28 protein-coding genes are annotated in these 25,854 nt (G+C 72.3%); 9 read left to right on the forward strand and 19 right to left on the reverse strand.

Annotated elements, in window-relative coordinates; genetic code table 11:
- Positions 1-63 precede the first annotated feature (63 nt).
- From V6U82_RS25710 to V6U82_RS25720, 3 genes are all read left to right on the forward strand, one after another.
- Entirely contained in the window at positions 64-576 is a 513-nt protein-coding gene (locus tag V6U82_RS25710) for a hypothetical protein (RefSeq protein WP_334465310.1), read from the forward strand.
- Between the two features lie 414 nt (positions 577-990).
- The gene (locus V6U82_RS25715) at positions 991-1,398 is read left to right on the forward strand and encodes a hypothetical protein (RefSeq protein ID WP_334465312.1); all 408 of its coding nucleotides are present in this window, start codon (positions 991-993) and stop codon (positions 1,396-1,398) included.
- 227 nt (positions 1,399-1,625) lie between these two features.
- The gene (locus V6U82_RS25720; RefSeq protein ID WP_334465314.1) at positions 1,626-1,967 is read left to right on the forward strand and encodes a hypothetical protein; all 342 of its coding nucleotides are present in this window, start codon (positions 1,626-1,628) and stop codon (positions 1,965-1,967) included.
- 206 nt (positions 1,968-2,173) lie between these two features.
- Here V6U82_RS25720 and V6U82_RS25725 read toward each other — a convergent pair whose 3' ends face one another.
- Entirely contained in the window at positions 2,174-2,494 is a 321-nt protein-coding gene (locus V6U82_RS25725; protein ID WP_334465526.1) for an ArsR/SmtB family transcription factor, read from the reverse strand.
- 159 nt (positions 2,495-2,653) lie between these two features.
- Between V6U82_RS25725 and merA the strand changes: the two genes are divergently transcribed.
- Complete coding sequence (gene merA / locus V6U82_RS25730) at positions 2,654-4,075, forward strand: mercury(II) reductase (protein WP_334465317.1); 1,422 nt, start codon at positions 2,654-2,656, stop codon at positions 4,073-4,075.
- A 102-nt stretch (positions 4,076-4,177) separates the two neighbouring features.
- Here merA and V6U82_RS25735 read toward each other — a convergent pair whose 3' ends face one another.
- Positions 4,178-4,528, reverse strand: coding sequence for a DUF5956 family protein (locus V6U82_RS25735; RefSeq protein WP_334465319.1), 351 nt, complete (start codon positions 4,526-4,528; stop codon positions 4,178-4,180).
- 115 nt (positions 4,529-4,643) lie between these two features.
- Between V6U82_RS25735 and V6U82_RS25740 the strand changes: the two genes are divergently transcribed.
- The 3 genes from V6U82_RS25740 to V6U82_RS25750 are packed head-to-tail and all read left to right on the forward strand — an operon-like array spanning position 4,644 to position 7,578.
- Positions 4,644-5,018: an ArsR/SmtB family transcription factor gene (locus V6U82_RS25740; protein ID WP_442933468.1), complete on the forward strand. Its 375-nt coding sequence runs from the start codon at positions 4,644-4,646 to the stop codon at positions 5,016-5,018.
- The gene (locus V6U82_RS25745) at positions 5,015-6,961 is read left to right on the forward strand and encodes a heavy metal translocating P-type ATPase (protein WP_334465323.1); all 1,947 of its coding nucleotides are present in this window, start codon (positions 5,015-5,017) and stop codon (positions 6,959-6,961) included. The genes V6U82_RS25740 and V6U82_RS25745 overlap by 4 nt, the downstream gene beginning before the upstream one ends.
- Entirely contained in the window at positions 6,961-7,578 is a 618-nt protein-coding gene (locus V6U82_RS25750; RefSeq protein WP_334465326.1) for a methyltransferase family protein, read from the forward strand. The genes V6U82_RS25745 and V6U82_RS25750 overlap by 1 nt, the downstream gene beginning before the upstream one ends.
- Positions 7,579-7,698: 120 nt before the next feature.
- On the opposite strand, the gene V6U82_RS25755 is transcribed toward V6U82_RS25750, so the two are convergent.
- From V6U82_RS25755 to V6U82_RS25775, 5 genes are all read right to left on the reverse strand, one after another.
- Positions 7,699-10,068 (reverse strand): hypothetical protein, encoded by a 2,370-nt coding sequence (locus V6U82_RS25755; RefSeq protein WP_334465328.1) that lies wholly within the window; start codon positions 10,066-10,068, stop codon positions 7,699-7,701.
- On the reverse strand, positions 10,065-10,382 hold the full coding sequence (locus V6U82_RS25760) for a helix-turn-helix domain-containing protein (RefSeq protein WP_334465331.1): 318 nt from the start codon (positions 10,380-10,382) through the stop codon (positions 10,065-10,067). Before V6U82_RS25760 ends, V6U82_RS25755 begins: the two co-directional genes overlap by 4 nt.
- Positions 10,383-10,390: 8 nt before the next feature.
- On the reverse strand, positions 10,391-11,479 hold the full coding sequence (locus V6U82_RS25765) for a tyrosine-type recombinase/integrase (protein WP_334465334.1): 1,089 nt from the start codon (positions 11,477-11,479) through the stop codon (positions 10,391-10,393).
- Positions 11,480-11,644: 165 nt separating this feature from the next.
- Complete coding sequence (locus tag V6U82_RS25770) at positions 11,645-11,995, reverse strand: hypothetical protein (RefSeq protein ID WP_334465337.1); 351 nt, start codon at positions 11,993-11,995, stop codon at positions 11,645-11,647.
- A 408-nt stretch (positions 11,996-12,403) separates the two neighbouring features.
- On the reverse strand, positions 12,404-14,110 hold the full coding sequence (locus V6U82_RS25775) for a replication-relaxation family protein (protein ID WP_334465340.1): 1,707 nt from the start codon (positions 14,108-14,110) through the stop codon (positions 12,404-12,406).
- A 390-nt stretch (positions 14,111-14,500) separates the two neighbouring features.
- Here V6U82_RS25775 and V6U82_RS25780 point away from each other — a divergent pair, with 390 nt between their 5' ends.
- Positions 14,501-15,022 carry a hypothetical protein gene (locus tag V6U82_RS25780; RefSeq protein ID WP_334465343.1) on the forward strand — a complete coding sequence of 174 codons (522 nt, stop codon included), beginning with the start codon at positions 14,501-14,503 and terminating at the stop codon, positions 15,020-15,022.
- Between the two features lie 131 nt (positions 15,023-15,153).
- Here V6U82_RS25780 and V6U82_RS25785 read toward each other — a convergent pair whose 3' ends face one another.
- The 9 genes from V6U82_RS25785 to V6U82_RS25825 all read right to left on the reverse strand — a co-directional run bounded on the left by V6U82_RS25785 (position 15,154) and on the right by V6U82_RS25825 (position 22,150).
- Complete coding sequence (locus V6U82_RS25785) at positions 15,154-15,591, reverse strand: hypothetical protein (protein WP_334465345.1); 438 nt, start codon at positions 15,589-15,591, stop codon at positions 15,154-15,156.
- Between the two features lie 297 nt (positions 15,592-15,888).
- Positions 15,889-17,190, reverse strand: coding sequence for a hypothetical protein (locus V6U82_RS25790; protein ID WP_334465346.1), 1,302 nt, complete (start codon positions 17,188-17,190; stop codon positions 15,889-15,891).
- A complete protein-coding gene (locus V6U82_RS25795; protein ID WP_334465347.1) occupies positions 17,187-18,254 on the reverse strand; it encodes a tyrosine-type recombinase/integrase in 1,068 nt (355 codons plus the stop codon). Before V6U82_RS25795 ends, V6U82_RS25790 begins: the two co-directional genes overlap by 4 nt.
- On the reverse strand, positions 18,251-18,589 hold the full coding sequence (locus V6U82_RS25800) for a hypothetical protein (protein ID WP_334465350.1): 339 nt from the start codon (positions 18,587-18,589) through the stop codon (positions 18,251-18,253). Before V6U82_RS25800 ends, V6U82_RS25795 begins: the two co-directional genes overlap by 4 nt.
- Positions 18,586-18,963 (reverse strand): hypothetical protein, encoded by a 378-nt coding sequence (locus tag V6U82_RS25805; RefSeq protein WP_334465353.1) that lies wholly within the window; start codon positions 18,961-18,963, stop codon positions 18,586-18,588. Before V6U82_RS25805 ends, V6U82_RS25800 begins: the two co-directional genes overlap by 4 nt.
- Positions 18,960-19,613 (reverse strand): hypothetical protein, encoded by a 654-nt coding sequence (locus tag V6U82_RS25810; RefSeq protein ID WP_334465355.1) that lies wholly within the window; start codon positions 19,611-19,613, stop codon positions 18,960-18,962. Before V6U82_RS25810 ends, V6U82_RS25805 begins: the two co-directional genes overlap by 4 nt.
- Positions 19,614-19,717: 104 nt before the next feature.
- Positions 19,718-20,509, reverse strand: coding sequence for a hypothetical protein (locus V6U82_RS25815; RefSeq protein WP_334465356.1), 792 nt, complete (start codon positions 20,507-20,509; stop codon positions 19,718-19,720).
- A 25-nt stretch (positions 20,510-20,534) separates the two neighbouring features.
- Positions 20,535-21,356, reverse strand: coding sequence for a hypothetical protein (locus V6U82_RS25820; RefSeq protein ID WP_334465358.1), 822 nt, complete (start codon positions 21,354-21,356; stop codon positions 20,535-20,537).
- 134 nt (positions 21,357-21,490) lie between these two features.
- Positions 21,491-22,150 carry a helix-turn-helix domain-containing protein gene (locus V6U82_RS25825; protein WP_334465359.1) on the reverse strand — a complete coding sequence of 220 codons (660 nt, stop codon included), beginning with the start codon at positions 22,148-22,150 and terminating at the stop codon, positions 21,491-21,493.
- A 103-nt stretch (positions 22,151-22,253) separates the two neighbouring features.
- On the opposite strand from V6U82_RS25825, the gene V6U82_RS25830 reads away from it, so the two are divergent.
- The gene (locus tag V6U82_RS25830; RefSeq protein ID WP_334465362.1) at positions 22,254-22,472 is read left to right on the forward strand and encodes a hypothetical protein; all 219 of its coding nucleotides are present in this window, start codon (positions 22,254-22,256) and stop codon (positions 22,470-22,472) included.
- A 68-nt stretch (positions 22,473-22,540) separates the two neighbouring features.
- Here V6U82_RS25830 and V6U82_RS25835 read toward each other — a convergent pair whose 3' ends face one another.
- The 3 genes from V6U82_RS25835 to V6U82_RS25845 are packed head-to-tail and all read right to left on the reverse strand — an operon-like array spanning position 22,541 to position 25,854.
- On the reverse strand, positions 22,541-23,527 hold the full coding sequence (locus V6U82_RS25835; protein ID WP_334465365.1) for an NUDIX domain-containing protein: 987 nt from the start codon (positions 23,525-23,527) through the stop codon (positions 22,541-22,543).
- 36 nt (positions 23,528-23,563) lie between these two features.
- Positions 23,564-24,010, reverse strand: a complete 447-nt coding sequence (locus V6U82_RS25840; protein WP_334465368.1) for a DUF4326 domain-containing protein — start codon at positions 24,008-24,010, stop codon at positions 23,564-23,566.
- Positions 24,007-25,854 (reverse strand): hypothetical protein, encoded by a 1,848-nt coding sequence (locus V6U82_RS25845; RefSeq protein ID WP_334465370.1) that lies wholly within the window; start codon positions 25,852-25,854, stop codon positions 24,007-24,009. Before V6U82_RS25845 ends, V6U82_RS25840 begins: the two co-directional genes overlap by 4 nt.

Genomic DNA, 25,854 nt, shown 5'->3' on the forward strand with positions numbered 1-25,854 from the left:
TGCAGGCCATCCTCGTCCTGCACCGCGTCGAAGCCGACCGCTACGCAGGATGAAAATGGCTCAGTGACCGAGTACGACATCCACGGCGGCCAGGTGGCCACGCGAAGCGGAGACACCAGCGCCGACTGGGACCTCACCGGCGTTGACACCACCAACGCCGGCCGGGTCGCCGAGGCGATCGCAGGGCAATGGCGGCCCACCACCGCGACGGCGGTCAGGTGGACGGTGCGGGTGTCCTCGGTGTGGGGTCCCATCGACGAGGCCAAAAGTGAGGGCCAAGCCGGCCAGCAACATCAGGAGACGCCACTGCACCCACGGGTACTCGGAGAACAGTTGGCGCCGGTGGCAGGGCAGCTACACCGACTCACCGAGCCACTCACCAACGTGCCATTGCCATCGCCAGGACTGGAACTGGCCAGGCTGACCGGGGAAATCGCGATACAAACGACTACCGTGCTCAAAGCCACCGGCTACCCGGCCGGACCCCAGCTACGATCCCTGCGCGCCCTGGCCGCACAACTAGCCGACGCCGCCGACGCCGCGTTCCAGCAGGAATCACCCCGCCAGCACGGATAACCACCATCCGACTCGGCTGATCCTGACGAAGCACACGCCGTTACCAGCGCGGACGCCGATCGATGACTATGGGTGAGGGGGCGTGTTGTCGGCGGCAGGTGTCGCCCCGCCCCACCCGAGCGCTGACAACACGCAGCATGGCCGGCACCTGGGGGTGGGTGCCGGCCACACACATCAGGCCCCCGCCAACAGTCGACGCCGGGGGACCACGCGTAGATCACGTGCCCGCGTACCTGCTCGACACAGCGGACTCGGCTACGCCGAAGCCGCGCCACTTGACATCCACGGACCATCGGATGTCTTGCTCCCTGCCGCGGGGCCATTCCGGTTCGCCCGCCACGCAGACCCGCGCTTCCTGGCTGGCACGCCGGTAGCGTCAGCGTCGGTGGCTTCGGGAAGCGAGGTGGCGGCACGATGGTCAAGTCAGGGCCATGGGTGGTCGAGCGTGGCACTGGCCTCTTGGCGGCCGTGCTGGCCGCCGGGTCGATGGCCTTCGCCGGCTACCAGGTGTGGCAGATGCGCGACCTGGTCGCCGACTCGGCGCTCGGCGCCGCCGCGGTGACGGTGGTAGCCGCGCTCACGCCCACGCTGATCGCGCACTGGTCGGGCCAGCAGTGGGCCTATCACAGCGGTGCCCGGCTCGCGCCGCTCGTGCTCGCGCTGGCCGCGATCGCGTTCGCCGTGGGCGTCGCTCACCGCCTGGCCGACGCCGGCCGGCCGCACGCCTGGATGGCCGCTGCGGCGTTCACCTTCGTCGCTGGCGTCGGTCCGACCCTGACCCTCGTTCGCGCCCGCCAACGCCCGACGTACGTCGCCGCGTGACCCGGCCCGCTGGCGTCGCGTGTTGGCGTCACTGACGTTGCGGGCACGCCGAGAATGCAAGGGGGTGTGTCCCCTGTAAGTCGACACCAGGGCGTGGCCTGCCGAGGTAGTGCGGCCAGGGCTAAACGGTCACCGGCCGGGGGATCGTGGTGATTCCGTGGAATGCCCGCGCGGGGTTCAGGTGGGTAGTGCCTGGGTGTGGTCGTCGGGCTCGGCGGTGAGCACCGGTGGAGTGCACCTATTCGATTCCTGCGCTATTCGCTGATCATGAGCGCGAGGCCGCCCTTCGCCGCCTCAACCGAATTCGGCAGCAGAGCCGATGGCCGCAGGTTGCAGTCGTTGTCACACCCGAGATCATCCGTGCGGTCAGAGACATGCTGCCCAACCCCAACCCCGACGCCAGCGTCACCGCGATCGCCCGGCTGCTCGGCGTCAGCCCCGGCACCCTCTACAACCACATCCTTGACCTGCGCGAGTTGCGGGCGCAGGGCCGAGCGCGCCACCAGCTACCCGCCGGCGCGCCGGCGTCACAAGCGGGGGGCGGGGCAGCAGGCAGTCGGCTGGCTTGACCGGCGGCGCAGGGCGATTACGGCGGGCCATGCCGCGGCGGCGACTGCGGCACCGACGCCGAGGGCGATACCGCCCTGGGTGAACCCGCCGATCCCGCCGAGGACTCCGGTGAGGATGAGTAGGTGGGTGGTGCAGCAGGCGGCCATGGCGGCCACGCCGCCTGCGGCGGCGGCCGTCGGGGCGACCGAGGGTCTGTTGCCCGTGGTCATCGGGTGCCTTCTTCGGGGCTGGGGGTGATGCGTATGCAGGCGGCCAGGGCGGCGGCGTTGTCGGCTGCCAGCGAGCGGGCCTGCAGGATCAGGTCGGCGACTCGGGGGTCGGTGACGCTGTAGAAGGTACGACGGCCCTCGCGGCGGGCGGTGACGTAGCCGCAGTCGGCCAGGCAGGCCAGGTGGGTAGAGACCCGGCCCTGGGACAGGCCAACGTATGCGACGCACTCGCCGACGGTGTGCTCGTCATGGAGCAGGAACTCCAGCAGCCGCAACCGGGTCGGGTCACCCAGCGCGCGGAAGAACTTGGCGACCATCTCCACCCCGCCTGCCTCGCGGGGCAGCAAGATGATCCGATCGCGTGAATCCCGACCCACCAAACAATCCCCTACCCATCCGGATACCAGGATGGGAGCGTAGCATCTGGCCATCATCTGGGTAACGGGGCTCGGCTGAGCAGGGTGGAGGACAGGGCCATGGCGTACGACCTGGCGATCGTGGGTTCCGGCGGTGGGGCGTTCGCGGCGGCCATCGCGGCCCGACGACGTGACCTGTCAGTGGTGATGGTCGAGCAGGGCACGGTCGGCGGCGCGTGCGTGAACACCGGCTGTGTGCCGTCGAAGGCGCTCCTGGCCGCGGCCGACGCCCGACACACCGCGCTTGCCGCGGGCCGGTTCCCCGGTCTGCGTCCGGCAGAACCGGTAGTGGACTTCGCGGCGCTGATCGACGGCAAACGCGGCATGGTCGAGACGATGCGCGCGGACAAGTACGTGGACCTGGCCGCCGAGTACGGCTGGCAGATCCTGCCCGGCACGGCCCGGTTCACCGGCGACCCTGACCAACCGCGCCTGGCGGTGGAACAGGCCGACGGGGGCACCCGCACGATCGAGGCCGCGCACTACGTGGTGGCCACCGGGTCCACGCCGTGGGCGCCGCCGATCGCCGGGCTCGCCGACGCCGGCTACCTGACCTCCACCACGGCGATGGACCTCGACCGGCTTCCAGAGTCGATGATCGTCATCGGCGGCAACGCGATCGGCCTGGAACAGGCGCAACTGTTCGCCCGCCTCGGCACGCGGGTGACCGTGGTGGAGACCGTGGACCGGCTCGCGCCGTTCGAGGAGCCGGAGATCTCCGCCGCCATCGAGGGCGTGTTCGCCGACGAGGGCATCAGCGTCCACACCGGCGCCACCGTCACCGCCGTCGCCCGCGGCGACGCCGGCTACTCGCTCACCCTCACCACCGGTCACGGCACGATCGAGTTGGCCGCCGAGCAGCTGCTGGTCGCCACCGGCCGTCGCCCGCTTACTCAAGACCTGAACCTGGACCAGGTGGGGGTCACGGTCGGCCGGCGGGGCGAGATCATCGTCGACGAGCGGCTGCGCAGCAGCAACCGGCGGATCTGGGCCGCCGGCGACGTCACGGGCCATCCGCAGTTCGTGTACGTGGCGGGCGCGCACGGCACCCTGATCGTCGACAACGCCTTCGACAACGCCGGCCGCAGCATGGACTACACCCACCTGCCGCGGGTCATCTTCACCACCCCGGCGATCGCCGCCGTCGGGCTCACCGACGCCCAAGCCGCCGAGCAGGGCCTGGACTGCGAATGCCGCGTGCTGCCCCTGGACTTCGTGCCACGGGCGATCGTCAACCGCGACACCCGCGGCCTTGTCAAGCTCGTCGCCGAGCGTGGCAGCGGCCGCATCCGGGGCGTGCACGTGCTGGCCGACAACGCCGGCGACGTGATCGCCGCCGCGGTCTACGCGGTGCAAGCGGGCATGACCGTAGCGCAGATGGCCGACACCTGGTGCCCCTACCTCACCATGGCCGAAGGCCTGAAACTCGCCGCCCAAACCTTCACCCGCGACGTGACGAAGCTTTCCTGCTGCGCGTCCTGACCGCGCCCCAAACGGGCGTAGCCTGACCGATCTCAAGAGGCGCACGCGGTGGCTGTCTGGCACCCTGCCGGGCAGCCACCGCAGTGCCCGAGATGACGATCCTCAGGCAGTCACCGTTCGCAGCAGGTCCGCGGTGAACCGTACGTACTCCGGGCTGCACGCGCCTCCGATGCGGGCGGCATCAGTACGCCGACCGAGATCGGCGAGGAAGCCGTCAACGGAGGCGAACCCGGGCGGCGGCTTCAGTAGCCACAGCCGCCCCCGCGGCCGGCCGGCGACGCCCGAGTCGGCCAGCAAGGCGTCGTTGTCGTTCTCGACCTCGTCGCGGGACTCCCGGCTGGCCAGCACGGTCTGCTCCCTCAGCACCTCGTACGTCTTCGGATCCTGCTCGTACCAGGTCTCACAGCGGGTAGCCCGGTCCGGCACCCAGGTACGCAGCTGCCGGGGCCACACCGCGGGCAGGAAGACCCAGCATGGGCGCGTCTGGGGCCAACTGCCGAGCGGGTGGTGACGTGGACCACGCCGCCGGTAATACATTCCCCAATAGCGCTAGTATCGCTGTATGGCGATGAATCGTGTGGAGGGCTGTGACCGGGCCGGGTTGAGTCCGGCGGTCGCGTTGTTCGCTTCCCTGGCCGATCCGACCCGGCTGCGGATCGTGCAGCGGCTGGCCCGGGGGCAGGCGCGGGTGGTGGACCTGACCGGAGAGCTGGGTCTGGCTCAGTCGACGGTGTCGAAGCATCTGGCGTGTCTGCGTGACTGTGGCCTGGTCGACTATCGGCCGGTCGGTCGGGCGTCGGTGTATTCGTTGGCCCGGCCTGAGTTGCTCGATCTGCTTGCCAGCGCCGAGCAGTTGTTGGCCGCCACCGGCGATGCGGTGGCGCTGTGCCCCAATTACGGCCCTGGCGGTACCGGGATCGGCGACGAGGAGGCTGTGCGATGAGCGACGCGTGCGGCTGCGGAGACGACGAACCCCGCGTGGAAGGTACCGAGGAGGAACGCGAGCCCGAGCGGCTATGGCAGGTCAGCGAACTGCGGGCCGCTGCCGTCGCCGGGGTGTTCCTGCTCGCCGGGTTCATCGCCGGACTGGTCGACGCCCCGCGCCCGGTTGGCATCGGCCTCAACGCTGTTGCGTTGCTGGTCGGCGCATGGACGTTTGTGCCGAACACCCTGAAGCGCCTGGCCAAGGGAAAGATCGGCGTCGGCACTTTGATGACGATCGCCGCTGTCGGTGCGGTGGTGCTCGGCGAGGTCGCCGAGGCCGCCATGCTGGCGTTCCTCTACTCCATCAGCGAGGGCTTGGAGGAGTACTCCATCGCCCGGACGCGGCGCGGCCTGCGGGCGCTGCTCAACCTCGTACCCGCTGAGGCAACCGTCCTGCGCGACGGGGCGCAAGTCACCATCGACCCCGCCCAGTTGCGTGTCGGTGATCTGCTGCTCGTGCGGCCCGGTGAACGCCTGGCGACCGATGGTGTGATCCGCACGGGCCGTTCCGCGCTCGACGTGTCCGCGTTGACCGGTGAGTCCGTGCCGGTTGAGGCGAATCCTGGTGATGCCGTCTACGCCGGTTCGATCAATGGCACCGGTGCCATTGAGGTACAGGTGACCGCTACCGCGTCCGACAACTCTCTGGCGCGGATCGTGCGCATCGTGGAGGCCGAGCAGTCCCGCAAGGGTGCCGCCCAGCGGCTCGCCGACCGGATCGCCAAACCGTTGGTGCCCGGCATCATGATCCTCGCTGCGGTCATCGCGGTGGCCGGCGCTCTGGCCGGCGATCCACGTACCTGGATCGAACGTGCCCTCGTGGTGCTCGTCGCCGCGTCGCCGTGCGCGCTGGCCATCTCGGTGCCGGTGACCGTCGTTGCCGCGATCGGCGCGGCCAGCCGCATCGGCGCGCTGGTCAAGGGCGGCGCCGCACTCGAAGCGTTGGGCCGGATCCGCGCGGTCGCGCTGGACAAGACCGGCACCCTGACCCGCAACGAACCCACCGTCGTTGACGTCGCCACCACCGACACGGCCAGCCGCGACCAGGTCCTTCGGGTCGCCGCAGCACTCGAATCACGCAGCGAACACCCCCTGGCCCGGGCGATCCTCGCCGCCGCACCCGACCACACGCCGGCCGCCGACGTCGAGGCCGTCACCGGTGCCGGCCTGACCGGCATCGTCGACGACCGGCCGGCACGGCTCGGCCGCCCCGGCTGGATCCACCCCGGCCCCTTGGGCGAGCACGTCACCGCCATGCAGACGGCCGGCGCGACCGCCGTCCTCGTCGAACACGACGGCACCCTGATCGGCGCCATCGCCGTCCGCGACGAACTACGTCCCGAAGCCGCCGAAGTCGTCGCCCGGCTCCACGCCGACGGATACACCGTGGCGATGCTCACCGGCGACAACACCCGCACCGCCACCGCACTCGCCGCCCAGGCCGGTATCGAAGAGGTTCACGCCGACCTTCGACCCGAGGACAAGTCCAGGATTGTCGGGGCCATGCGGGCCGCGCGGCCGACCGCGATGGTCGGCGACGGTGTCAACGACGCCCCCGCCCTGGCCACCGCCGACGTCGGCATCGCCATGGGCGCCATGGGTACCGACGTCGCGATCGAAACCGCCGACGTCGCCCTGATGGGCGAAGACCTGCGGCACCTGCCACACACCCTTGCCCACGCTCGCCGAAGCCGCCGCATCATGCTGCAGAACGTCGGCCTGTCCCTTGGACTGATCACCGTTCTTATCCCACTGGCCACCTTCGGCGTCCTCGGCCTGGCCGCTGTCGTCCTGATCCACGAACTCGCCGAGATCGTCGTCATCGGCAACGGCGTACGCGCCGGCCGCATCCGCCCCTCCCTGCCAACCGCCCAGCCTGAGATTGCAGGAGGGGCACGGTGATGGCTGCGATCGCGCTCGCGTTGTACCTGGCCGGCCTCGGGCTGGCGTTCGGGTGGCGCAGCGTCGCGCAGTGGAAGGAAACCGGCGACACAGGGCTGCGGTTGGATGCCGGTCCGCCCGGGTCGGTGGGCTGGTGGGCGAAGCTGCTGTTCGTCGCTGCACTGCTGCTCGGCCTCGCCGGTCCGGCCGCCGCCCTGGCCAGCATGGACCCGGTCAGCGTTCTTGACTACAGCGGGCTGCGGGTGGCTGGGCTGGTCCTGGCCGTCGCCGGCGTGACCGCCACCCTCGCCGCGCAACTGAGCATGGGCGCCTCCTGGCGCGTCGGGGTCGACCCGGCCGAGCGCACCGCCCTGGTCACCGGCGGCGCGTTCGCCCTGGCCCGCAACCCCATCTTCACCGCCATGACCGCTACCAGCGCCGGTCTTGCCGCGATGGTGCCCAACCCCATCGCCCTGGCCGCCACCGCAGTCCTGGTCGCGTCGATCCAGCTGCAGGTCCGCGCCGTCGAGGAGCCCTACCTCGCCCGCACCCACGGCGCCGCCTACGCCGACTACACCGCCCGGGTCGGCCGATTCTGGCCCGGAATCGGCCGCCGACCAGCACCGACCCGTCGCTGAGCGCCTCTCACTCACGATCAACCAATAATCGTTGATTTTTCGGAGAAAGCTACGGGCGGGCCCAGTCGCAGGCGATGTCCATTTCCGCAGCATACGGCCCCGAGCAGAGGGATGGACCGGTCATGGGTGCGGGGCGTCGGGGTCGGGTCGGCTGTTGAGATAGGCGGTCCAGTCGGCTCGGGCGTAGGTGCTCCAGGTGGCGGCGGTCTTGTGGGTGAGGCCGAACAGGTCGGTGATGACGGGTGCGGGCAGGTCGGCCGCGAGGGCGATCAGGGCGTTGTTGCGGGCGGCGCCGACGGGAATGCCGTGTTGGCGTAGACGGTGTCCGAGGCTGGCCGCCGCGATGGGGCGGGTCGGCGGTCTGCCCGGGAAGAGGTAGGCGGCCTGGGCCTGCGCGGTGGGGCGCAGACCGAACGTGCGTGGTGGTTGCGCGATGAGCTGGTCGACGAGCTGCGCGAGGTTCGGCGGCAGCAGGACCGGCACGGAGTCGAGGGCCAGGTAGGTTCCCCGGTCGTCTCGACTCAGCCGCTCGGTGGTCAGCGCGTGGATCTTCGGCAACCGGACGCCGTAGAGCAGGATGAGACCGCCGGCCACCTTCACGTCGACCGGCGTCGGGTCGTCCGGGGTGAGGCACCGCCGTAGCAGGTGCAGGTGGTGGTCTTCGGCGAGGAACCGGGAGGGCGTGTCGTCGCGGCGGCGGGCGATGACCAGGTTCGGAGTGATCCGTCGCGCGGCGGTCCAGGCGGTGAAGGCCCGGACCGCCCGGCGTCGGTGGGCTCGGCCGTCGGTCATGAACTCGTCCAGGCGCGGCTGGGTGAGGTCGTCGATCGTCAGGTTGCGCTGGCCCAGCCAGGACATCAGGGCCAGCGCCTGGTGGATGTCCTCGCGGTCGGCGGTGGCGGAGCTGGCGGTGTATCGGCCGCGGGTGGCGGCGCGGCGGGCCTTGCGCAGGACGACCCACTGGGCGAAGGGCCGGACGAGTCGTTGGCGATCGGCTGGCTGGTCGGCGAGCAGGGCGTCGAGCCACGGTTCGAGCCGGGCCAGCGGCTCCAGCCGGTCGGGCAGGACGCTGGTGGCCACGAGCAGTTTGCGCAGGTAGTCGACCGCGCCCGCCTTCGGCGTGTGCAGGAGTTCATCGAGCACGTCGTGGGTGACCGGCGCCCTGGTCGCGGCCAGCTCGGCGAGCAGCCGGGCGGAGCCGCTGCGGCGCAGCCAGGCGAGGACGTGCCGTGGGATGGCCGCGTTGACCAGCGCGTCGGCGAACGGGAGCAGCTGGGGGCCGATGGTGCCGTGGTCGTCGCCGAGGAGGTCGGTGACGCGGTCGGTGAGCACGCACCGGGCGCATCGGCGCGCGGCGTAGAGGTCCCCGGCTTCCCCGCACGAGGCGCACAGGTAGTCCAGGTTCGCGCGCATGCCGTTGCGGCCGGTTTCGCGGATCGCGCAGGGTCCGCACACGCCGGCTGCTCGTGCGTCGCGGCCGACGAGGACGCGGACCTGGCCACAGGTGGCGCAGGGGCCGGGGTTGTTGACCGTTCCGCTGTAGCAGGTCGAGCAGACCGGCCCCAGCGGCCAGTGTGCCTGGGTGGTGCGGCGGCGTCGACACAGCGCGCACTCGCGCAGCGGTCGAGGGCGGCAGCCGGGGCAGCGCAGCAGGCCGTCCGGTCCGCGCTGGCAGTGCCGCCACCGGCCGCAGGCGCCGCATTCGGCCACCGGCGACTCGGCGCAGGCAGCGCACAGATCGGGACTGCCGCTGGCGGCGCGGCGTTTGATCTGCCTCGGGCGGCCACAGCCACCACAGCGGCGCTCGGGCGCCCGGTAGCAGCGTCGACAAACGGGACCGGCGTCGGTGACCGCGTGCGCGGGCGATGGCAGGCCGCAGGTCACGCACACGTGGATCGGACGGGGCGCGCAGCCCTGACACAGCGGTCGACCGTCAGGGGTCCGCCGGGTCGGTTGCCGGAGCCGGCCGCAGCCGGCGCATTGCTGCTGCCGGGCCGGGTCGGTGCCGTAGCAGGACCGGCAGATCACCCCCTCGTCGCGGCGGGCGGCGCGGTCGCCGGGTCGCCCGCACCGCGCGCAGATGATCTGCTCGGCTTTGAGCATGCAGGGCTGGCAGCATCGGCCGATCCCGTCCGGGTGCGGCCGGCCGCGTTGCAGGTCCGGCAGTGATCGGTCGCACCCGGCGCAGCGGGGCAGCGTGACCGCGTGCGCGAAGCCGGCGTCGACCAGGGCGTAGATCAGCCGCAGGAGCACCCTCGGCGCGTGCGGGTCCGGCGCGGCGAGGGCGTCCGGCCGGGCGGTCAGGTGCTGGTCGAGCTGGCGCATCGGGATGAACGTCCACGCGTTCGCCCGCTCCAGCAGCGCCTGCGCCGTCTCACGGGACAACTGCGCTCCGGCCGCCGCGACCACGTGGCCGAGCAGCCGCTCCTGGGCCGCCTCGGTGGGGTCGCCGACGTAGCGGTTGCGGACGCGTCGTCGGCGCGGGCTCACTCGTGCCTGGGCCGGCGGATCGTGGCCCGTGGCGGCGGCGCGGCCGGTGCCACCCTGCCACCACCAGCGGCGGCCTTGCGGACCGTCTGATTGGCCACCTGCGGCTCGATCAGGTCGTTGGGCGTGCATCCGAGGATGTCGCACAACGCGACGAGCGTGTCCATCGACAGCCGCTGCGGCGGCTGCGTGACCAGCCGGAACACCTGCTCCCGCGACAGCGTGACGCCCCGCTCGGCCAGCAGCGGCACCAGGTCCGTGGTGGCGAACATGTCCCTGGCGGCCATTAACTGCCGCAGGTGCCACCGGTACCCCATCTTTTTGATCACTGCCCGTCCCACATCTCTCCGAGCCGGTCTTGCATGACGCGGCGCAGCACTTGGTTGCGGTAGTCGTTGGACACCCCGGTGTAGATGGCGGTGGTGCTGGCGAATTTGTGCCCCACTTGGTCCTGCACGAACTTGACCGGGTAGTCGAACTCGATCAGATGCGTGACGTAGGAATGGCGCAGGCAATGCGGGTCCAGCGCCGGATCCAGCCCGGCGGCCTCCCGTGCCGCGACGAACGCCTCGTTGACCGACCGCGTCGACACGCGCCCACGCCGCTCGCTCACCCACAGCGCCGGATGCCTCCCCGGCCACAGCGCCGGACGCACCTCGTGCAACCAGTGCTCCGCCACCGGCACCACCCAATCCATCTCCGGCACCAACAGCACCGTGCGCCGCCGTGGCGGCCCGCCCCGCGACGCCTTGCCGTAGCGCACCATGACCATCCCGCACCGGCCGAACTGCGGCGCCTTCGGATTCGACCGCATATCGACCAGGTCGAGCATCGCCACCTCCCGCCGACGCAGCCCGAAGGCGTACGTCAGCTTCAGCATCGCCGCGTCCCGCGACGCGGCCAGCGCACCCTTGACACCCCGCGACCTGATCTCAGCGACCCGGCCGTCGGCCGCGTCGAACAACGCCTGCAACTCGTCGTAGGTCAACGGTCGCCGTCCCGGCTCACCCTCGTAATCCTCGATGTGAACGACGGAGTTGTCCTGGTGAAACACCTGCTGCGGTGCCACGCCGAACCGCTCGACGCACAACGAGGCCCAGCCGTACCGGGCATCCAGCAGGTACTCGCAGAACATCCGCAGGTCCACCTCGTAGCCGCGGGCCGTCGACAACGCCAATGGCCTGTCGCCACCACGCAGGTGGGAGATGAACGCCTCCCCCTCGGCCGGCGTCCACTGCCACGGATACAGCCCCGAGAACTCCGCCAGCCGCCGCGCCAACCGCAGCCGCTGCGTGACCGTCGCCTCGGCCAGGAAACGGCTGCGCTGCTGAGCCGCCCAACCCCGCAGCATCTCCTCGAACACCACCGGCGCCGGATCCAGATGCACAACGTTGGGCGCCAGAACGAGGCTCACCGAGCCAGGGTCATCACGCCGCACCCCGACGTTGTATCAGATGCATCAATCTTGCAGCTGCTCAAGACGTCCTGGACACGCCGAGACTCGTAACATCGCAACGCCCACCGCAGACCCGCCTGACCTGCGATTCTCTTCAGATCACCGCCCTGCCCTATGTTGCATCTAATGCAATTCCGCACAAAACCGGGGGTGGTGGGTGGCGGCGCCGCAGTGGCAGGTCCAGGTGTGGTGGCCGCGGTGGGTGTGCGGAGGCGGGCATGGGCAGGGTGTCCAGCCGACCTGCCCGCCGGGCTCACCGGCGGGATGCCGGCCCGGTCCGGAGCAGTGACTCGGGGTGGGGGCGACGAACTGGATGCCGCCGGTGCGGGTGCGGCGCACCTGGTGGGCGAGGTCGTCGCAGTGCGGGCAGGTGGGCACCGGGCCGCCGGTGGCGGGCCGGATCCGGCCGTGGGTGGGGCAGGTCCAGTCGCCGGCGCGCAGCGCCGGTGTCAGCCGGCCCCAGTCCACGCTCACGCCCGTTGACGCTACCGGCCTGGTAGCGCCCTGGTAACGCCTCCGCTGGGCTGGTAGCGGCTCTCTGGTAGCGCCGATCAGTTCGGGCGGGGTGGGGGCCACGGTCGCCTTGCCCCTGGCGGCGAGGCAAGCGCGGACGCGTCGTTGGGAGCCGGTCGTGGTCGACGTCTGCGGGTCCGCGCTGGGCACCACCCCCGCAGGAGAGACCCCTGAGGGTCTTTGTCGTCCACGACGGCGGACCCGTGGACCGGCGCTGCGCTGCCCGAACGCCGGATTGAGGTGGTCGGTGTCGGGGTCCGCCTCTAGACCAACCCCCACACCAACGCCAAGGCACGCCGCGACACGGACGTCAACACCGGCCGGCGACGGCAGCCCACGATCAGATGCACGCCGCAGGCTGGTAGCGCGTCATCCGGTGGCGGGCCGAGGTGAGGACAAGACCGCCTTGCCCCCGGCGGCGAGGCGGCCACGAATGGCGGTGATCCGCTCGTCGAGGGTGGGTATCTGGTCGCGGTCGGTGTACGGGATCGGGGTGCCGGCGTGGCAGTGCGGGCAGTGCTCGCCGGCGTGCCAGTCGGGGCCGTCGGGGTCGGGGCGCGGGTAGGCGATCGCGCAGGTGCCGCAGACGATCAGGTGCTCGCGGTCGTGCTCGGCGCCGAGCTGGGCGGGGCTGGTGTGGCGGCGGGCCCGCCAGCCCAGCCTGGTCCACACCGCGGCGACGTGGTCGTCGCGCACGGCCCGGTAGTCCTCGAGCGCCGCCTCCTGGGCGTGCTCCTGGGTACGCGCGGGCGGTTGGCGCAGCCGGTCGACCTCGTAGCGGTCGAGCAGCCGGCCGGCCTGCAGCGCCGCGGCGGCGGCGCGCAGCCGCGGGTGGTCGCCGTGGCCGGCGGCGGTGAGCAGATGCTCGGCCTGCGCGGTCCACTCGGCGGCGTGCCGGTCGGCCAGCACGGTGCGGGCGCGGGCGGTGAGGGTCGGGTCGTCGCGGTCGGCCCACCACGCCAGGAGCGCGTCGACGAGCTCGGGGGCGTCGTCGAGCAGCTGGTGTCGGGTGGCCGGTGGCCAGTGGTCGAGTAGCTGCCCGGCGGCGGGGTTACCCAGGAGCCGGGCGACGTCGTCGGCGGCGTCGCAGACGGCGCTGAAGGCGTGCACGCGGTCGCGGCGGGCCGCCTCGGTGGAGGCCTGGTCGTGGTGGTGTTGAGCGCGGGCCTGCGCGGTGATGCGACCGGCGAGCAGCTCGGCGAGGCTGGCCCGGGTAGCGGCCTCGCCGGGCAGCAGCCACACCGGCGCGTCGACCACCGCGGCGGCCGGGTCGCGGACCAGACCGCACGCGGCGACGGTGAGGGCGCGGGCGTCGGCGATGTCCCGGCCGGCCTGCCCGCCGTAGACCAGGCGGCCGCGGCGGGCGGCGGCGAGCTGCTTGCCGGCGGCGGCGAGGAAGGTGGCGGCGCGGGCCTCGGTGGTGGTCAGCAGCAGCAGCGGCGGGCAGTGCGGCCACACGTTCTCCCACGCCCGGTCTTCGGCGTAGGCGAGGTAGCGGGTGACCTTCTCGCGCAGCACCGCCTGCGACATGGTGGCGAGGTCGACCTCCACGAACGCGGCTGCGGTGCCGACGACGCCGGCGTGGTCGACGTCGACGAGCAGCACGGCGTCCGGGGTCAGCCGCCGCTGCCGCGAGCCCCAGCCCGGTCGGGTGCTCTCCCATTCCTGCCAGCCGGTCCGGTCTGACCACCAGCGCCGCAGCGCCAGGCCTACGGCCGGGCCGTGGTCGCGGACCGCGAGCCACGCCTCGCCGATCGCCGCGGCGTGCGCCACGTGCAGTCCGGAGGGTTTCTGCCGGCCCGGCGCGGCGGCGGTCCCGGCGACCAGGCGGGCGCCGGCGATGCGCAGCCACCAGTGCCGGGGCGCGGACCCCGCTTCCCGGCCGGGACGGACCGCGTCGACCAGCCCGGCGGTCCGCAGGCGGTCCAGGCGGTGGCGGACCGTGCGGACCGGCGCACCGGTGGCCCGGGCCAACTGGTCGGTGGTCAGGACGCGGTGGGCGTCGAGCAGGACCAGCAGCTCGTGCGACGGGCCGCCGGAGGTCCGCAGCCGCTGCACGAACGCCCGATCAGACACGACGGCACCGCCCCCTCCCCCGCGATCTCGCTCCGTATGGCCACCTTCCGGTGACACAGACAGTGTCAGTCGCCTGTCGACCGGAATCTGTCACAGGCGGCCTGACCAGCGCTGTGAGCGTGGTCGAGGTTGCCGTTCGGGTCCGAAGCAAACGGCAACCCCTGACAGAGGCTGTCCGGCTCGCGCGCCGCGTGTAAGCGGCTCGCGAAACTCTGGAAACCAGGGCCGTAACCGAAGGCGAGCGTTGCTCGATGACCTGGGCGAGGGGGTGCATCTGCCGGCCGGAGGGGTCCGTTGGAACGCCGGCGGGTGCACGGGAGGGGCCGGCATCGCGGTGTGCGAGGTGCCGGCCCTCACCGATGCGTGGCGGTCGCCAGTACGGTGACGGCCATGGATACCGAGCAGCCGCGGTACGGGTACGGCAGGGGCGGGCGGCCGTTGGGGTCGTCGCGGGACCGCGACGCGGAGGCGCTGCGACGGGTGCTGCGCCGGGCGGGCCTGCGGGACGTCGACGAGCGGCACCTGGACGGCTTCGCGGTCGAGGGCGCCAACGCCAGCCTGGACGGGCCGGAGCCGTTCAGCGTCGCCTACTGCGGCACCGCCGACGTGCCGCAGACGATGGCCCACTACCGGACGGTGTTGGAGCGAGCCGGCTACCAGGTCGACGCGGATCCGCTCGACGAGCACGTGCTGCTGGTGCCACGACAACCTGCCCAGGCGGCGGCACCGTCGGAGCAGAAGCTGATGGCGGCCGCCGTGGTGTGTGCGGTGGTGGCCACGGTGGCGCTGCTCGCCTCCTGGATCGGGTCCGGTGCGGTGCGGCTGGCCTGCGGTGTCGGCTCGGCCGTGTTCGGTGTGCTGGCGGTGTTCCTCGCGGGCCTGTGGTACCGGCGACGAGCGCACCTGGACTGAGGCCCGCGCTTTCACCGGCAGGTGAGGATTTCCGGGGTATATGTGAGGGTGCGTGGTCCGCGGTTCCTGTCGCCTCTCCGGGTGTCGTCGCGCGCGCGTTTTGCGGTTCGCACGTGCGAACCGGAGGCTGGTTATCGGGTGATTCGGGCTGACAAGGGGCCTTTGCCGAGTCGCCAGTCCGACGGCTTGCGCGCGGCGAACGTCTCCCCACGCAGGATCCGGTCGCGTTCGCGGACCGCGTCTGCGCAGGCCACGTGCGCCCAACCTGACGGGATCTTGCCGAGCCGCGTTCCGGCCGGGTAGCCACGTTCGCACGCCACGCAGGTGCCGGCGACGCTCGCCGCGACGCCGCCAGCGTGCTTCGGCCGAGGTTGGCCGCCGCCGCTGCGACGCTTCCCCGCAGTGGCGGCCGTCTTGCCCGTGCTCTTCTTCGGGCGCGGCTTGCGCGACGGCTTACTGGAGCCGGTGGCACCGAGCTGCTTGGGCAACTCACCGCTCGACGGGAGGTTGAGCGCCTGCCGGTACGCGGCGTCGGCGTCGGCCTGTCGCTTGGCGCGAGACTTCGTCACGCCCGCACCGTACGACGCCCCCACCCCGCACCCTCGGCCGCCACGCCAGCGAGGGCGGCGCGGCGTGTCCGCGGCCCACCAGGAAGTTCACTGCCCGGATGGTGGGCCTTTCCCCGGAACTTGTGGGCCTTCACGCCCGCGGCCGTGCGGGGCGCTCTCCGCCCCGGCCGACGGTTCGCACGTCTTGTGGGTTCGCGCGTTCCTCGCCGCCAAGGTTGGCACGTCTTATGGGTTGGCGCGTCGGCCGCCACGGCCGGCGGGCAGCTCGGCGTGGAGACACGGCGAGGTGCCGTCGCCTCAGTGGTGGAGTCGACGCAGCAGCGTGCCGCCGTAGGTGTGCTCGCGAAGGTAGTTGGCGAGCGCTGCCAGGTCGGCGCCCGGCTGTGGTGGTTGCTCGGGCCGCCGGGTGAGGGCGGTCCGGCGCCGTTTCGGTGCGGGGCCCCGTCGTTTCAGGGGTGCGCCGACGGCGGCGGCGTGCAGCTTCTTCACGGTGGCGTCGATGGCGTGGATGCCGGTCTCGCCGCGCAGGGTCAGTGGTGGTTCGTCCCAGGTGTCGGTGTCGCTGGGCGGTTGCAGGCCTGCCAGGGGGTCGGCGTTGGAGATGGCGGCGTGGTAGACGCCCAGCGCGGCGGCGGCGTAGGCGCGGGCGGCCCGCTCGGCGCGTTCGGCCAGGTCGGTGACGTGTGCGTGGGCGAGCTTGGCGCGCTGCCGACCGGTCTCCTGCCACAGCTCGTGCATGGCGGCGGCCTGCTCGGTCACCGCGGCGGGCAGAATCGCTGCGGGCGCCGGCGGCTCGGCGCTGGCCTCGCTCTCGGCGGCCAGGTGCAACTCGCGCACGGCGCTCCACGCCTTGACCAGCGCCTGGTAGAGCCTCCGGTGCTGGTCCAGGAGTTCGTCGGCGCGCGCCGGCCACGGTTCGGCGTCGGCGCCGTCGGGGTGCGGGGCGACGACGGTGGGGTACGCGGCGCAGTGGGCGGCGTGCTGGTTGCGGTAGAAGTCGCGGCCTCGTTCGGTGATGCGGTAGCCGTCCGGGCACGGTTCGGCCAGCGGCGGTATGTGCCGCTCGATCAGTACGTGCTCGATTGTCGCGGAGTAGCCCCAGGTCAGCGGCTGGCCGCGCTGGTCGGCGGTCCACAGCAGGGCTAGGACCTCCCACGCGCGCTGGCTGAGCCCGACCTTCGGTTTCGCCCCGGTGTCGAGGGAGGTGCCGGCGCGGGCGGCGGCCCGGCCGGCCCGGGTCAGCGCCACGGTGTGCATCACCCCGAACGCGGTGCCCCGGATGTTGCGGGTGATCAGCCCTCGGCTGGCCAGTGCGGCCATCGTGGAGCCGTTGCCCTGGTTGTCCCACCCGTGCAGCTCCAACTGGGACTGCAGTTCGGTGAGGCCGACCAGCCGGCGGTCGGAGGGGTCGTGCGCGAAGTCGATGCGCCGCCACTCCACCGCCGGGGTGCCGTCGAACCTGCCGCGGGCCGCCTCCCGGCGCCGATTCTCCTCGTTCCGCTGATCGATCAGGTAGATCGCGCGCAGGGTTCCCTGCTGGCGGTCGTTGAGTTCCGTCCAGGCGGTCACCGCCGCGGAGGTGCGTGCCTTGGTGGTCATGCCGCCTCCTCATCTGCTGATTCCGCGGAATGCTCGCCGTCGTCGGCGGTGAGGTACGCGGCGAGGGTGTAGGCGGGCGCCCGGTCGAGGCGCTGGCCGCCGTGGTCGTAGCGGCGGGTGGTGCGGGCGTCGGCGTGCCCGAGTTGCTCCTGGACGTCCTCCAGGCGGGCGCCGGCGTCGCGGGCGAGGGTGGCGCAGGTGTGGCGCAGCACGTGCGGACTCATCTTCACCGGGATCCCCGCGGTGGTGGCCAGGCGGCGTAGTAGCCGCCACACCGCGCCCCGGTCGACGCGAGCGCCGCTGGCCGTGGCGACCATGGGCCGGCGCGGCCGGGCCCCGGCCTGCCCGGCCGGCACCGGCACCCGGGCCTCGGCAAGGTCGGGCCGGCCGGCGAGGTAGGCGTCCAGGCGGCGGGTGACCGGGGCCGGCAGCGCGACCAGGTGCTCACCGCCGCCCTTGGCGGTGAAGCGCAGGACGCGGTGGTTGCGGTTGTGGCCGAGCTGCTCGACGTCGGCGCCGACGAGCTCTCCCACGCGCAGCCCGGTGTAGAGCAGCAGGGCGACGATCGCCGCGGTGCGGGCGGCCTGGGGGCCGGTGTCGGCGTCGGCGGCGGCGAGCAGCGCCTCGGCCTGGGTACGCGACAGGCCGGCGGTGCTCGGCCGGGTCGGGTCGGTCTTCGGTTTCTGCTTGGGATTGATGGCGGCGGGGTTGGCCCGGTCGGTGCGGTCCTCGGCGATCAACCACGAGTAGAACGCGGATACGGCGGCGAGGCGGCGGGCACGGGTGGCGGCGGCAGCGGTGCCGGAGGCTTCCTGGGCGCGTAGCCAGGCGTGGGTGTGCACGCGGCGGGCCTCGGTGAGCGGGTCGACGCCGGAGGCGGCCAGGAAGGCGAGCCAGTGCTGCAGGTCGCGGCGGTACGCCGCCCGGGTGTGGACTGAGGCGTATCCGATCAGCCACTCGCGCAGCAGCTCCTCCAGCTCGTCGCCGGCGGCACCCCCCACGGTGCGGGCCCCACCGTGGGGGGCCGGAACGGCGGGCAGCACCTCGCCGGACAGGACGGTCACCGAGTCCTCCGTTCGCGTTGCTCGGCGCGCAGGCACGCCGGATGCCAGCGGGCGTACCGGACGCCGTCGTCGTCGACGGTCGGCACCGGCAGGGCCTCATCGAGGGGCACGTACTGGCCGCAGCCGGTCCGGCCGCACCGGTTGCCGGGGTCTGCCCGGTCCGCGGCGTCCAGGTCGACCGGCGGTAGCTCGGCGTGCAGGTAGACGGTGACGCCGTCACCGGAGCGGCGCGGACGGGGCGGGTTTTCCCGGGTGACGGTGAGCGCCCGGCCGATGGCCAGCGCGGCGGCGTCGGCCTGGTCGACGTCGTCGGCGACGATCCGCACCCGGATCACGGCCCGGCCACCAGGTCGACGAACGCCGCCGTTCGCACGTACTTCGCCGTGGTGCTGTGCCCGTCCCAGCCGGCCGGGTGGGCGGGCAGGTGCCAGGACACCTGGCCGGTGGGCAGCTCCAGGTAGACCACGACGGGACGGGGGTCTGTCGGGTCGTGGCCGACGCCGGCCGGGACGCCGGCCTCGTGGGCGAGCGCGAGGGCGGTCCAGATCAGGATGTTGCGCTGCGCGTAGGCGGCGGTGATCTGCGGGGTGTCCGGACCGGTGTGGCCGTGCCGGGACGGGTCGATCGCGGCGATCGCGGCCAGGACGTCGGCGAGGCGGACCTCGGCTTCGCGGGCTGGCTGGGGGCTGATGTCGACGGCGGCGCTCACTTCGGGTCGTCCTCGGCGAGTTGAGCGGCCTCGCGGTTGGTGAGGTCGTTGCGCAGGTTGGTGAGCCGCTCGGCGCTGTAGTTCAGCCGCGTCGCCTCGATGCCGAGGCGCGCCCGGATGCCGGCGTCGGTGACCCATTGCGCCACCGTCTCCGGCGTACCGTCCTCGCCCATGGGGGTGTCCGGCAGCAGGTCGGCCATCCACTTCAGCAGCTCCACCAGCGCGGTCAGCGTGGTCTCGACATCCCCGACGCCCAGGGCGTTCTGGGCCCGCTCGTACGGCTGGTAGGCCACGGTCTTGGCCGGTGCGGGTTGGCCCTCGGCGACGACGACCGCGGTCAGCTCGACGCCGGGGGTCAGCCGGCCGTAGGAGCGGACCTGGCCGTTGTCATCGACGACGTCGACCGGGTCGGGCTCCAGCAGGGTGATGCCGGCAGCGGTATGCGCGGTGACCGTCGGGCCGGGCGGCAGGTCCGGATCGACGTGCACGGTCCAGGCGACACTGACCGGAGTGTCGGCCGGCAACGCCGCCATCAGTGCGGCCAGCTCTCCCGCCGTGGCGAACTCGCGAGGCATGCGGGCCAACACGTCGGTCACGGCCCTGGCGGCCGCCTCCTGCTGGTCGGCGAGGGTCTGCCTGTCGATGGTCATGCGATGCGTCCTCCTGTGCGCTCGGGGGATGATCGGGTGCGTGGGCCGGGACCATTACCGGTGGTCCCGGCCCACGCCACCTGAGATGAAGTAGCCGTACTTGATCAGGTCGATGGGGCTGCGCTCGCCTCGCCGGCGGCGGCCTGGTCGACGCGCTCGGCGTAGGTGCGGCCGGCGGCGCGGATCGCGTCGACCGGCTCGCCGCCGGACCAGTCCGGTAGGGCGCCGGTCTGCGGCAGCGGGGTGTTCTCGCGGGCGTGCTGGTCCAGCGCGTCGTCCAGGCCGTTCCAGTTCGGCTGGGAGTCCAGCCGGCGGCCGGGCTGGTCGTAGTCGGTGCGGATCAGCTCGACGCCGGTGGTGAGGCCGCGCTTTTCCAGCCAGGCCCGCGCGACGTCGAGGTACGCCGCGGCGTACGCGTCGCGGTCCTGCCGGTAGAGCGCCTCGATCGCCGTCTCGCGCGCCTCGGCGGCGTCGGCCTGCGCCTCGCTGAGGCCGTCGGCGCTGGCGGCCTCGATGGCCGCGTCGAGGTCGGCGTCGTACAGCTGCGAGATCCCGAAGTCGGCGAACACGTCGTCGACGTTGAGGCTGATCCGGTACGGCTCGGTGCGCCACGCCAGGATCCGGTCCTCGGAGGTGGTGCCCTCGATGAGGCGGCGCACGAGGTCGGCCTCCCACGAGCCGGGCCGGCCGGCGAGTAGCGTCTCGACGCCGCCGAGGTTCGCCGCGACCGAGGTCAGCACCTGGGCGGCCAGGTCGGCGAAGTCGACCGGCTCGGTCGCCTCGGCCGGGGTGCCGGCGCCGCGAACGCGGGTCTGCCGGGCCAGCGAGGTCAGCGCCTCGATCGCCTGCCCGGCCAGGTCGTCATCTGCGCCCGCGGCGGGATGGGTGTGGTCCATGAAGGTCTCCTCTGGTCCGTGGTGATCAGTCCTGCAGCCCGGTCGCGGCGGCCCGGACCGTGGCCAGCCATGCGGCGGGGTCGCGGGGCGGGGTGGACATGCCCGACACGATCCGCCGGATCGCCTCCTGAGGGCTGGCGTACCCGACCGCGGCGAGCTGCTCGTCGTCGCGCAGGACCAGGGCGACGGCGAGGGTCTCGCTGGTCGACCAGCCCTGGTACCGGCCGCCGTGCGACTGCACGTACCGGACCCGCGCCACCGTCTCCTTGCCGAACGTGTCGGTGACGCGGGCCTGCGCCTCATCCATCACCTCGGCGCGGCGCTCCAGCTCATCCTGCGCCCGCCGGTACGCCTCGACCTCGGCGGCCAGCCGCCGGCAGCCCTCGGCGTGGCCGTCCTCGTTGTCGGAGGGGTAGCCGTTGTACGGGCCGCGGTCGGTGATGCTCTCGCCGCAGCCGCGGGGGCCGCCGCAGGTGAAGAACACGTACCGGTCGTAGCCGTAGCTGGAGACGGGCCCGGCAACGAGCTCGAACGCCCGCTCCCGCTGGACGTAGTCCTCGGACCACTCGATCTCCAGCAGGTCGGCGATCTCGTCCCACGAGGAACCCTCGCCGCGCAGTCCCTTGGCGAACGAGTACGCCTGGGCCTGCGCCAGGCGGGCCACGGACAGCGCGGCCTGCAGGCCGGCGAGGGGCCGCGGCTCGGGGAAGCCGTAGTCCGACTCCGGCCGGATCTTGCGAGTGGTCATCTGGTGTGCCGGGACCGCCGCCTTGACCGCGCGGTCGACGAGCTGCCGGACGGCCGCCATGTCCACCGTCTTCTCGGTGGTGCTGCTGTTGGTGCTCACACGTTCCTCCTGGGGGTTGGTAACGGGCCTGACGGTACGGGTCGGGTCAGACAATTTCATGCCTCGATAAGATCAGTTATGAAGGCATGGGCGGGGAGGCTGGATTCCGGGGAATCAGGGGCGACCCCCTGGCGTCAGCCGTCCGCCCCGACGTCGTCGTCGCGCGGCGAGTTCGGTCCCACGAGCTCAATGTCGTCGGGCTTGATCACCAGGGGCACCCCCGAGCCTTCGAGCGCGTTCACGATCTGCTCCACGAGGCGGTCTTCCTCGGCCCACCGGCGATCGCGCTCTTCGCCTTCCAACTGTTCGGCGGCCCGGGCGGCTAGCACCTCGCGTAGCACCGTCACCTCGGGGGTCAACTCAAGGAATCCGCCGGCGCGCTTCCTCGCCCACTCGACCGAAAGCCCGGCGTCCTCGGCCGCCTTGACGGCGAACGCGAGCTGAACCAGTGCGTCCATCTGCGCAGCTGCGGCGGCCCGGGTCTGCTCGGCCAACTCGTACGCTCGGCGCCGCCACCGATCCAGCGCCGTCGCGGCGTCGAACGTGGCGGGCTTGGCGGCCAACTCGGTCCAGCTCCACAGGTCGAGCGCGGCGCCGATGGCTACGACCTCGGTGAGCTTGGGCTCGCGGTGACCCTGCTCCAGCTTCCAGATCGTCGCCTGGGTGCAGGAGTGGCCGAGGTCTTTGATCCGTTGCGCCAGCTCGGCTTGGGACAGGCCCTTCTCTTCACGGATCTTGCGCAGGTTGATCGCGAAGTACTCCCCGACCGACCTGTCAGCGTCCAGCGTCGCCACACACGATCCCTTCTCCCGCGACTCCGAAACGGAGTCGTCAACGACTTCGAACCATAGTGTACGGTGCCGTGGAGTCAAGACCCAATCCGAATTGGAGTCGAAGGTGGCGAAGGAGTCGCGGACCGTCGGGCGTCCGTACCTGCTCAGCGTGCGGGCGAGCCTCGTCCTGGCGCTGAGCCTGCTGGTTGGCAGCGCGGCTGCCGGGCTGACCATCGCGTCTGGCGGTGGCTGGGCGGGTGCCCTGCTCGCCGGTGGCACGGCGGTCGGCGGGGCGATCGTGCTGTTCAACCAGATCATCGACGACAGCGATGGTGTCCGGTGACCCGCGCGTAGCCCCGGAGGCGGGCCGGCCGGCGCAGTCGCGCCGGCCGGCGATCCGCCCCCGGTCGGTCAGCTCTCGTACCAGCGGGTCACCGGGAACGCACCCGGGGCGTCGGCCGGCGCCGACTCCAGGCACCACTCCTGCTCCGGGCCGGCGATGGTGTCGCCGGTGTTGACGACCCACTCGTGGTGGATCTGTGCGTACGGGTTGGCAGGGTCGGCCGGGGCCAGGGCCTCGCCCCACGACTCGCGGGCGTAGCGGCGCAGCGCGGTGAGCATCCGTCGCGGGTCGTGGTGACCCACGGCGACGATGTCGCCGTCCTCGCCGATGTCGCTCAGGGCGATGCCGTCGATGGTGGCCACCATCCTCAGCGTCGGCCACGTCGGACCGCCGAGGATGTCGGCGAGCATCTGCTGGTGGGCGGGGAAGACGATGCCCTGGTGGTTGGTGGCCAGGTGCCGGGCCAGGTCGGCGTAGCTGTCGGCGCGGATCCATGCGACGTCGACGGCGTCGTCACCGGCTCCGGGGATCTTGGGCAGCGTCTTCCAGCCGTCCCACATGTCGAAGCGCACGAGGTGGGTGACCATCCATGCCTCGTCGGAGGCGCGGGGGTCGGGCACGTAGCGCGGATCCTGCTGCTCGTAGGGCTCCAGCATCCGGTCGAACTGGATGCCGGTCTCTTCGGCCAGCTCGCGGAACGCGGCGGTGGCGGGCGTCTCACCGGGCTCGACGTGACCGCCGGGCAGCGCCCAGCCGTGCCCGTCGCCACGCTTGATCATGACGATCCACCGGTGTCCGTCCGCGTCGGTGATCTCCACGAGAGCGTCGGCGCACTGCTGCTCGCCCCAGTGTCCGAGCTGGTTGCGGCCGTAGCGGATGCCGGTGCGCTCGACCGGGTTGACCGGCCGGCCGTTGACGACCTTGAAGGGGATCGCGGCGGCGGCCTGGCGGGCGGGCCAGTCGATGCGGGTGGGGTCGGTCTGCGGGTCGGCCCAGCCCTCGGCGACGCCGCGCAGGTACACGTCGGGATCGGTGTAGGTACGGAGGTCGGTCATGATGGGTCTGCCTTTCGGGTCTCTCGGGGTTGCTGGTCAGTGGTTTCGGGTTCCGGAGGTAGTGGTCGGGGTCGTGTTCCAGCACGACCCCGACCGCGCGAACAGTGGGATGGCGGCGGTAGTTCCGCCGAGTACGGCTTCCAGGGCGGTGCGGGGCGCGGCGCCGGCGGCGACCCGCAGCAGCACCTCGCCGTGGCAGAGGAGCACGTTCTCGCGGCACCAGCACGCGACGTCGACGTCGGCGAGGTCCCCTCGCGCGGCGGCCACGAGGTCCGGTTGCCGGTCGAGGTCGTCGGCGTACGCGGCCACCGCGTCGGCCTGGTCGTGCTCTCGGCAGCAGCGGCGGCAGGAGCCGACGCGGTGCGGGTTGGCGTACCGGCTGGCCGGCAGGCCGGGCGCGGCGCGGCCGACGTAGACCGCTCCGGCCGGGATCCGCCCGTGGTACAGGTCGCCGAGCACTCGGACCCGCCGCGGGGAGGTCACTGCGTGTCCCCGTCGGCGAGTTCGGTGGCGAGCCGGTCCCGCCATGCCTGCAACTGCTTCATGGTCAGGGTGAGGTTCACCGTGCGGGTGCCGTCGCCGGCTACCAGGCTGAAGCCGCGCTCGTACTCGAAGTCGGACCAGTCGATGTACTGCTCGTCGTTCTCCTTCGGCCAGTAGGCGCCGGGCGCGTCGGCGAAGTCGTCGGCGGTGATCGTGGCGGTGAGCGCGTCGTGCAGCTCCCGCATCTGGGTGGGGTTGAGGTCGAAGTTCACCGCGTCGGCGCCGGCGCCGATCTCCAGGTTCCGGCCGCCGTCGGAGGTCCGCAGTGACCAGTCCAGGTACCCGACGTCATCGCCATCACCGAGGTACAGCACCCCACGGGCAGCCTCCCGGGCGCCAACGGCGAAAGCGCGCAGCTTGCCGGCCAGCTCCCGGGCCTCGGCCGGAGTGTGCTGGGCCGTGTAGGGCTGCCAGAAGTCGGCGGCGGGGTCCTCGTCGCCTTCCACACCGGTGACCGCGACCCGGGTCGCGCCGTCGTGGTCGACCAGGTCCATCCACAGCGTCCCGACGTCCCCACCGGCCTCCCGCATCGCCGTGGTGGCCACGTGGCGGCGGGTCGCCGGCCCGGTGGCGGGCTGCTTGTCGCGCAGCAGCCCCAGGAGGTCCCGCACGGTGACCGGCAGCTCGTCGTCGATGACGGTCACCTTCTCCCGGGCCAGGTCGGCGTCGCCGGCGAGAAGGTGCTCCAGCCTGTCGGCGGCCCGGCTCCACTTGGTGGGCTTCGCCGGGCGGTGACCGGCCTCGGCGAGGTCGGCCAGCTCGTCGAGGTGCGCGGCGGCGGCCTCGGCCTCGGCCGGGTCCAGGTGCGGAGCGGCGTAGCCCGTCGGCTGCCCGCTGTCGACGTCCTCGGCGTTGGTGACCGGGTTCCACCGGTGCGGGGAGGTGCCGACCGCGACGTACCGGCCACCGTCCCACCGGTCGCCGCCGTCGCCGTAGTCCATCAACGCCAGCACGGTGGCGGGGCCGGCCACGCTGGCCACCTGATCGGTGCCGTGGCAGGTGTCGCCGTCGGCGTAGCCGAGCAGGTCGGCGACGCCCGATGAGGGTCGTTCCGTGTCCTCGCCAGCAGGCGAATGTGCAGAGGTCATGGTGTCCTTTCGGGGTTCGGGGACGCGGTGCCGGCCGCCCGCGTCGTCGCTCATCCAGTTCTTGTCGCCGGCGTCCGGCGCGGCGGCGTATGCCTCGCCGACGGCCGTGTGCTTCGTGAGGATCTCGTGGGCGCTGGCAAGCGCGCTCGCCATCACCGTGGCCTCGGCCCGAGCCGCACTCAGGTGCCCGATCGCGTCGGTACCGACCTGGCGGCGGACCATCGCCGCGATGGTGCTCTCCAGGCTCGTGGCGGTGTCCGCGGCGGCTGCGCTCATCGCCGCGGTGTAGGTCAGGGCGGCAGCGTGCGAGCCGACCTCCCCGGCCGCCATCATCGCCCCCGCACCGGCGCTGGAGGCGGGAGCGGCGCCGTTCGTCCGGGCGGTCCAACCACGGCGCTGCTCTCCGAGCTGGTCAACCAGCAGCACATCCGCCTGCCGGTCACGAGGGATGGTGACAGTCTTCTGCTCTCCTTCGTGAGTGCGGATGGTGATGACGTCGCCGTCCCGGCTGAGAACCGTCAACGCCCTGCCGCGCGGCGGCCGGGTGTGCCAACTGTGGTCCCAGCCGGCGAGGCGACCGTCCGGGCCGGCTGACCACGTCGATCCGATCGCGGGCTGGACCCAGGTGTCGCCGGGCGCGAGGTCGAGCATGGGTACCTCGCGGAGCTGCTCCCAGCCGAAGCCGTGATCGGCCAC

It is taken from the genome of Micromonospora sp. CPCC 205554, from assembly GCF_036902745.1.
Classification (GTDB): Bacteria; Actinomycetota; Actinomycetes; order Mycobacteriales; family Micromonosporaceae; genus Micromonospora; species Micromonospora tulbaghiae.

Coding starts and splice junctions, on each gene's coding strand:
- V6U82_RS25725 (WP_334465526.1), bottom strand. CDS start 2,494: ATGGTCGCCAAGTTCTTCCGCGCGCTGGGTGACCCGACCCGGTTGCGG.
- V6U82_RS25760 (WP_334465331.1), bottom strand. CDS start 10,382: ATGGGGTACCGGTGGCACCTGCGGCAGTTAATGGCCGCCAGGGACATG.
- V6U82_RS25745 (WP_334465323.1), top strand. CDS start 5,015: ATGAGCGACGCGTGCGGCTGCGGAGACGACGAACCCCGCGTGGAAGGT.
- V6U82_RS25750 (WP_334465326.1), top strand. CDS start 6,961: ATGGCTGCGATCGCGCTCGCGTTGTACCTGGCCGGCCTCGGGCTGGCG.
- V6U82_RS25790 (WP_334465346.1), bottom strand. CDS start 17,190: ATGACCACCAAGGCACGCACCTCCGCGGCGGTGACCGCCTGGACGGAA.
- V6U82_RS25740 (WP_442933468.1), top strand. CDS start 4,644: ATGAATCGTGTGGAGGGCTGTGACCGGGCCGGGTTGAGTCCGGCGGTC.
- V6U82_RS25715 (WP_334465312.1), top strand. CDS start 991: ATGGTCAAGTCAGGGCCATGGGTGGTCGAGCGTGGCACTGGCCTCTTG.
- V6U82_RS25815 (WP_334465356.1), bottom strand. CDS start 20,509: ATGGACCACACCCATCCCGCCGCGGGCGCAGATGACGACCTGGCCGGG.
- V6U82_RS25780 (WP_334465343.1), top strand. CDS start 14,501: ATGGATACCGAGCAGCCGCGGTACGGGTACGGCAGGGGCGGGCGGCCG.
- merA (WP_334465317.1), top strand. CDS start 2,654: ATGGCGTACGACCTGGCGATCGTGGGTTCCGGCGGTGGGGCGTTCGCG.
- V6U82_RS25835 (WP_334465365.1), bottom strand. CDS start 23,527: ATGACCGACCTCCGTACCTACACCGATCCCGACGTGTACCTGCGCGGC.
- V6U82_RS25810 (WP_334465355.1), bottom strand. CDS start 19,613: ATGACCATCGACAGGCAGACCCTCGCCGACCAGCAGGAGGCGGCCGCC.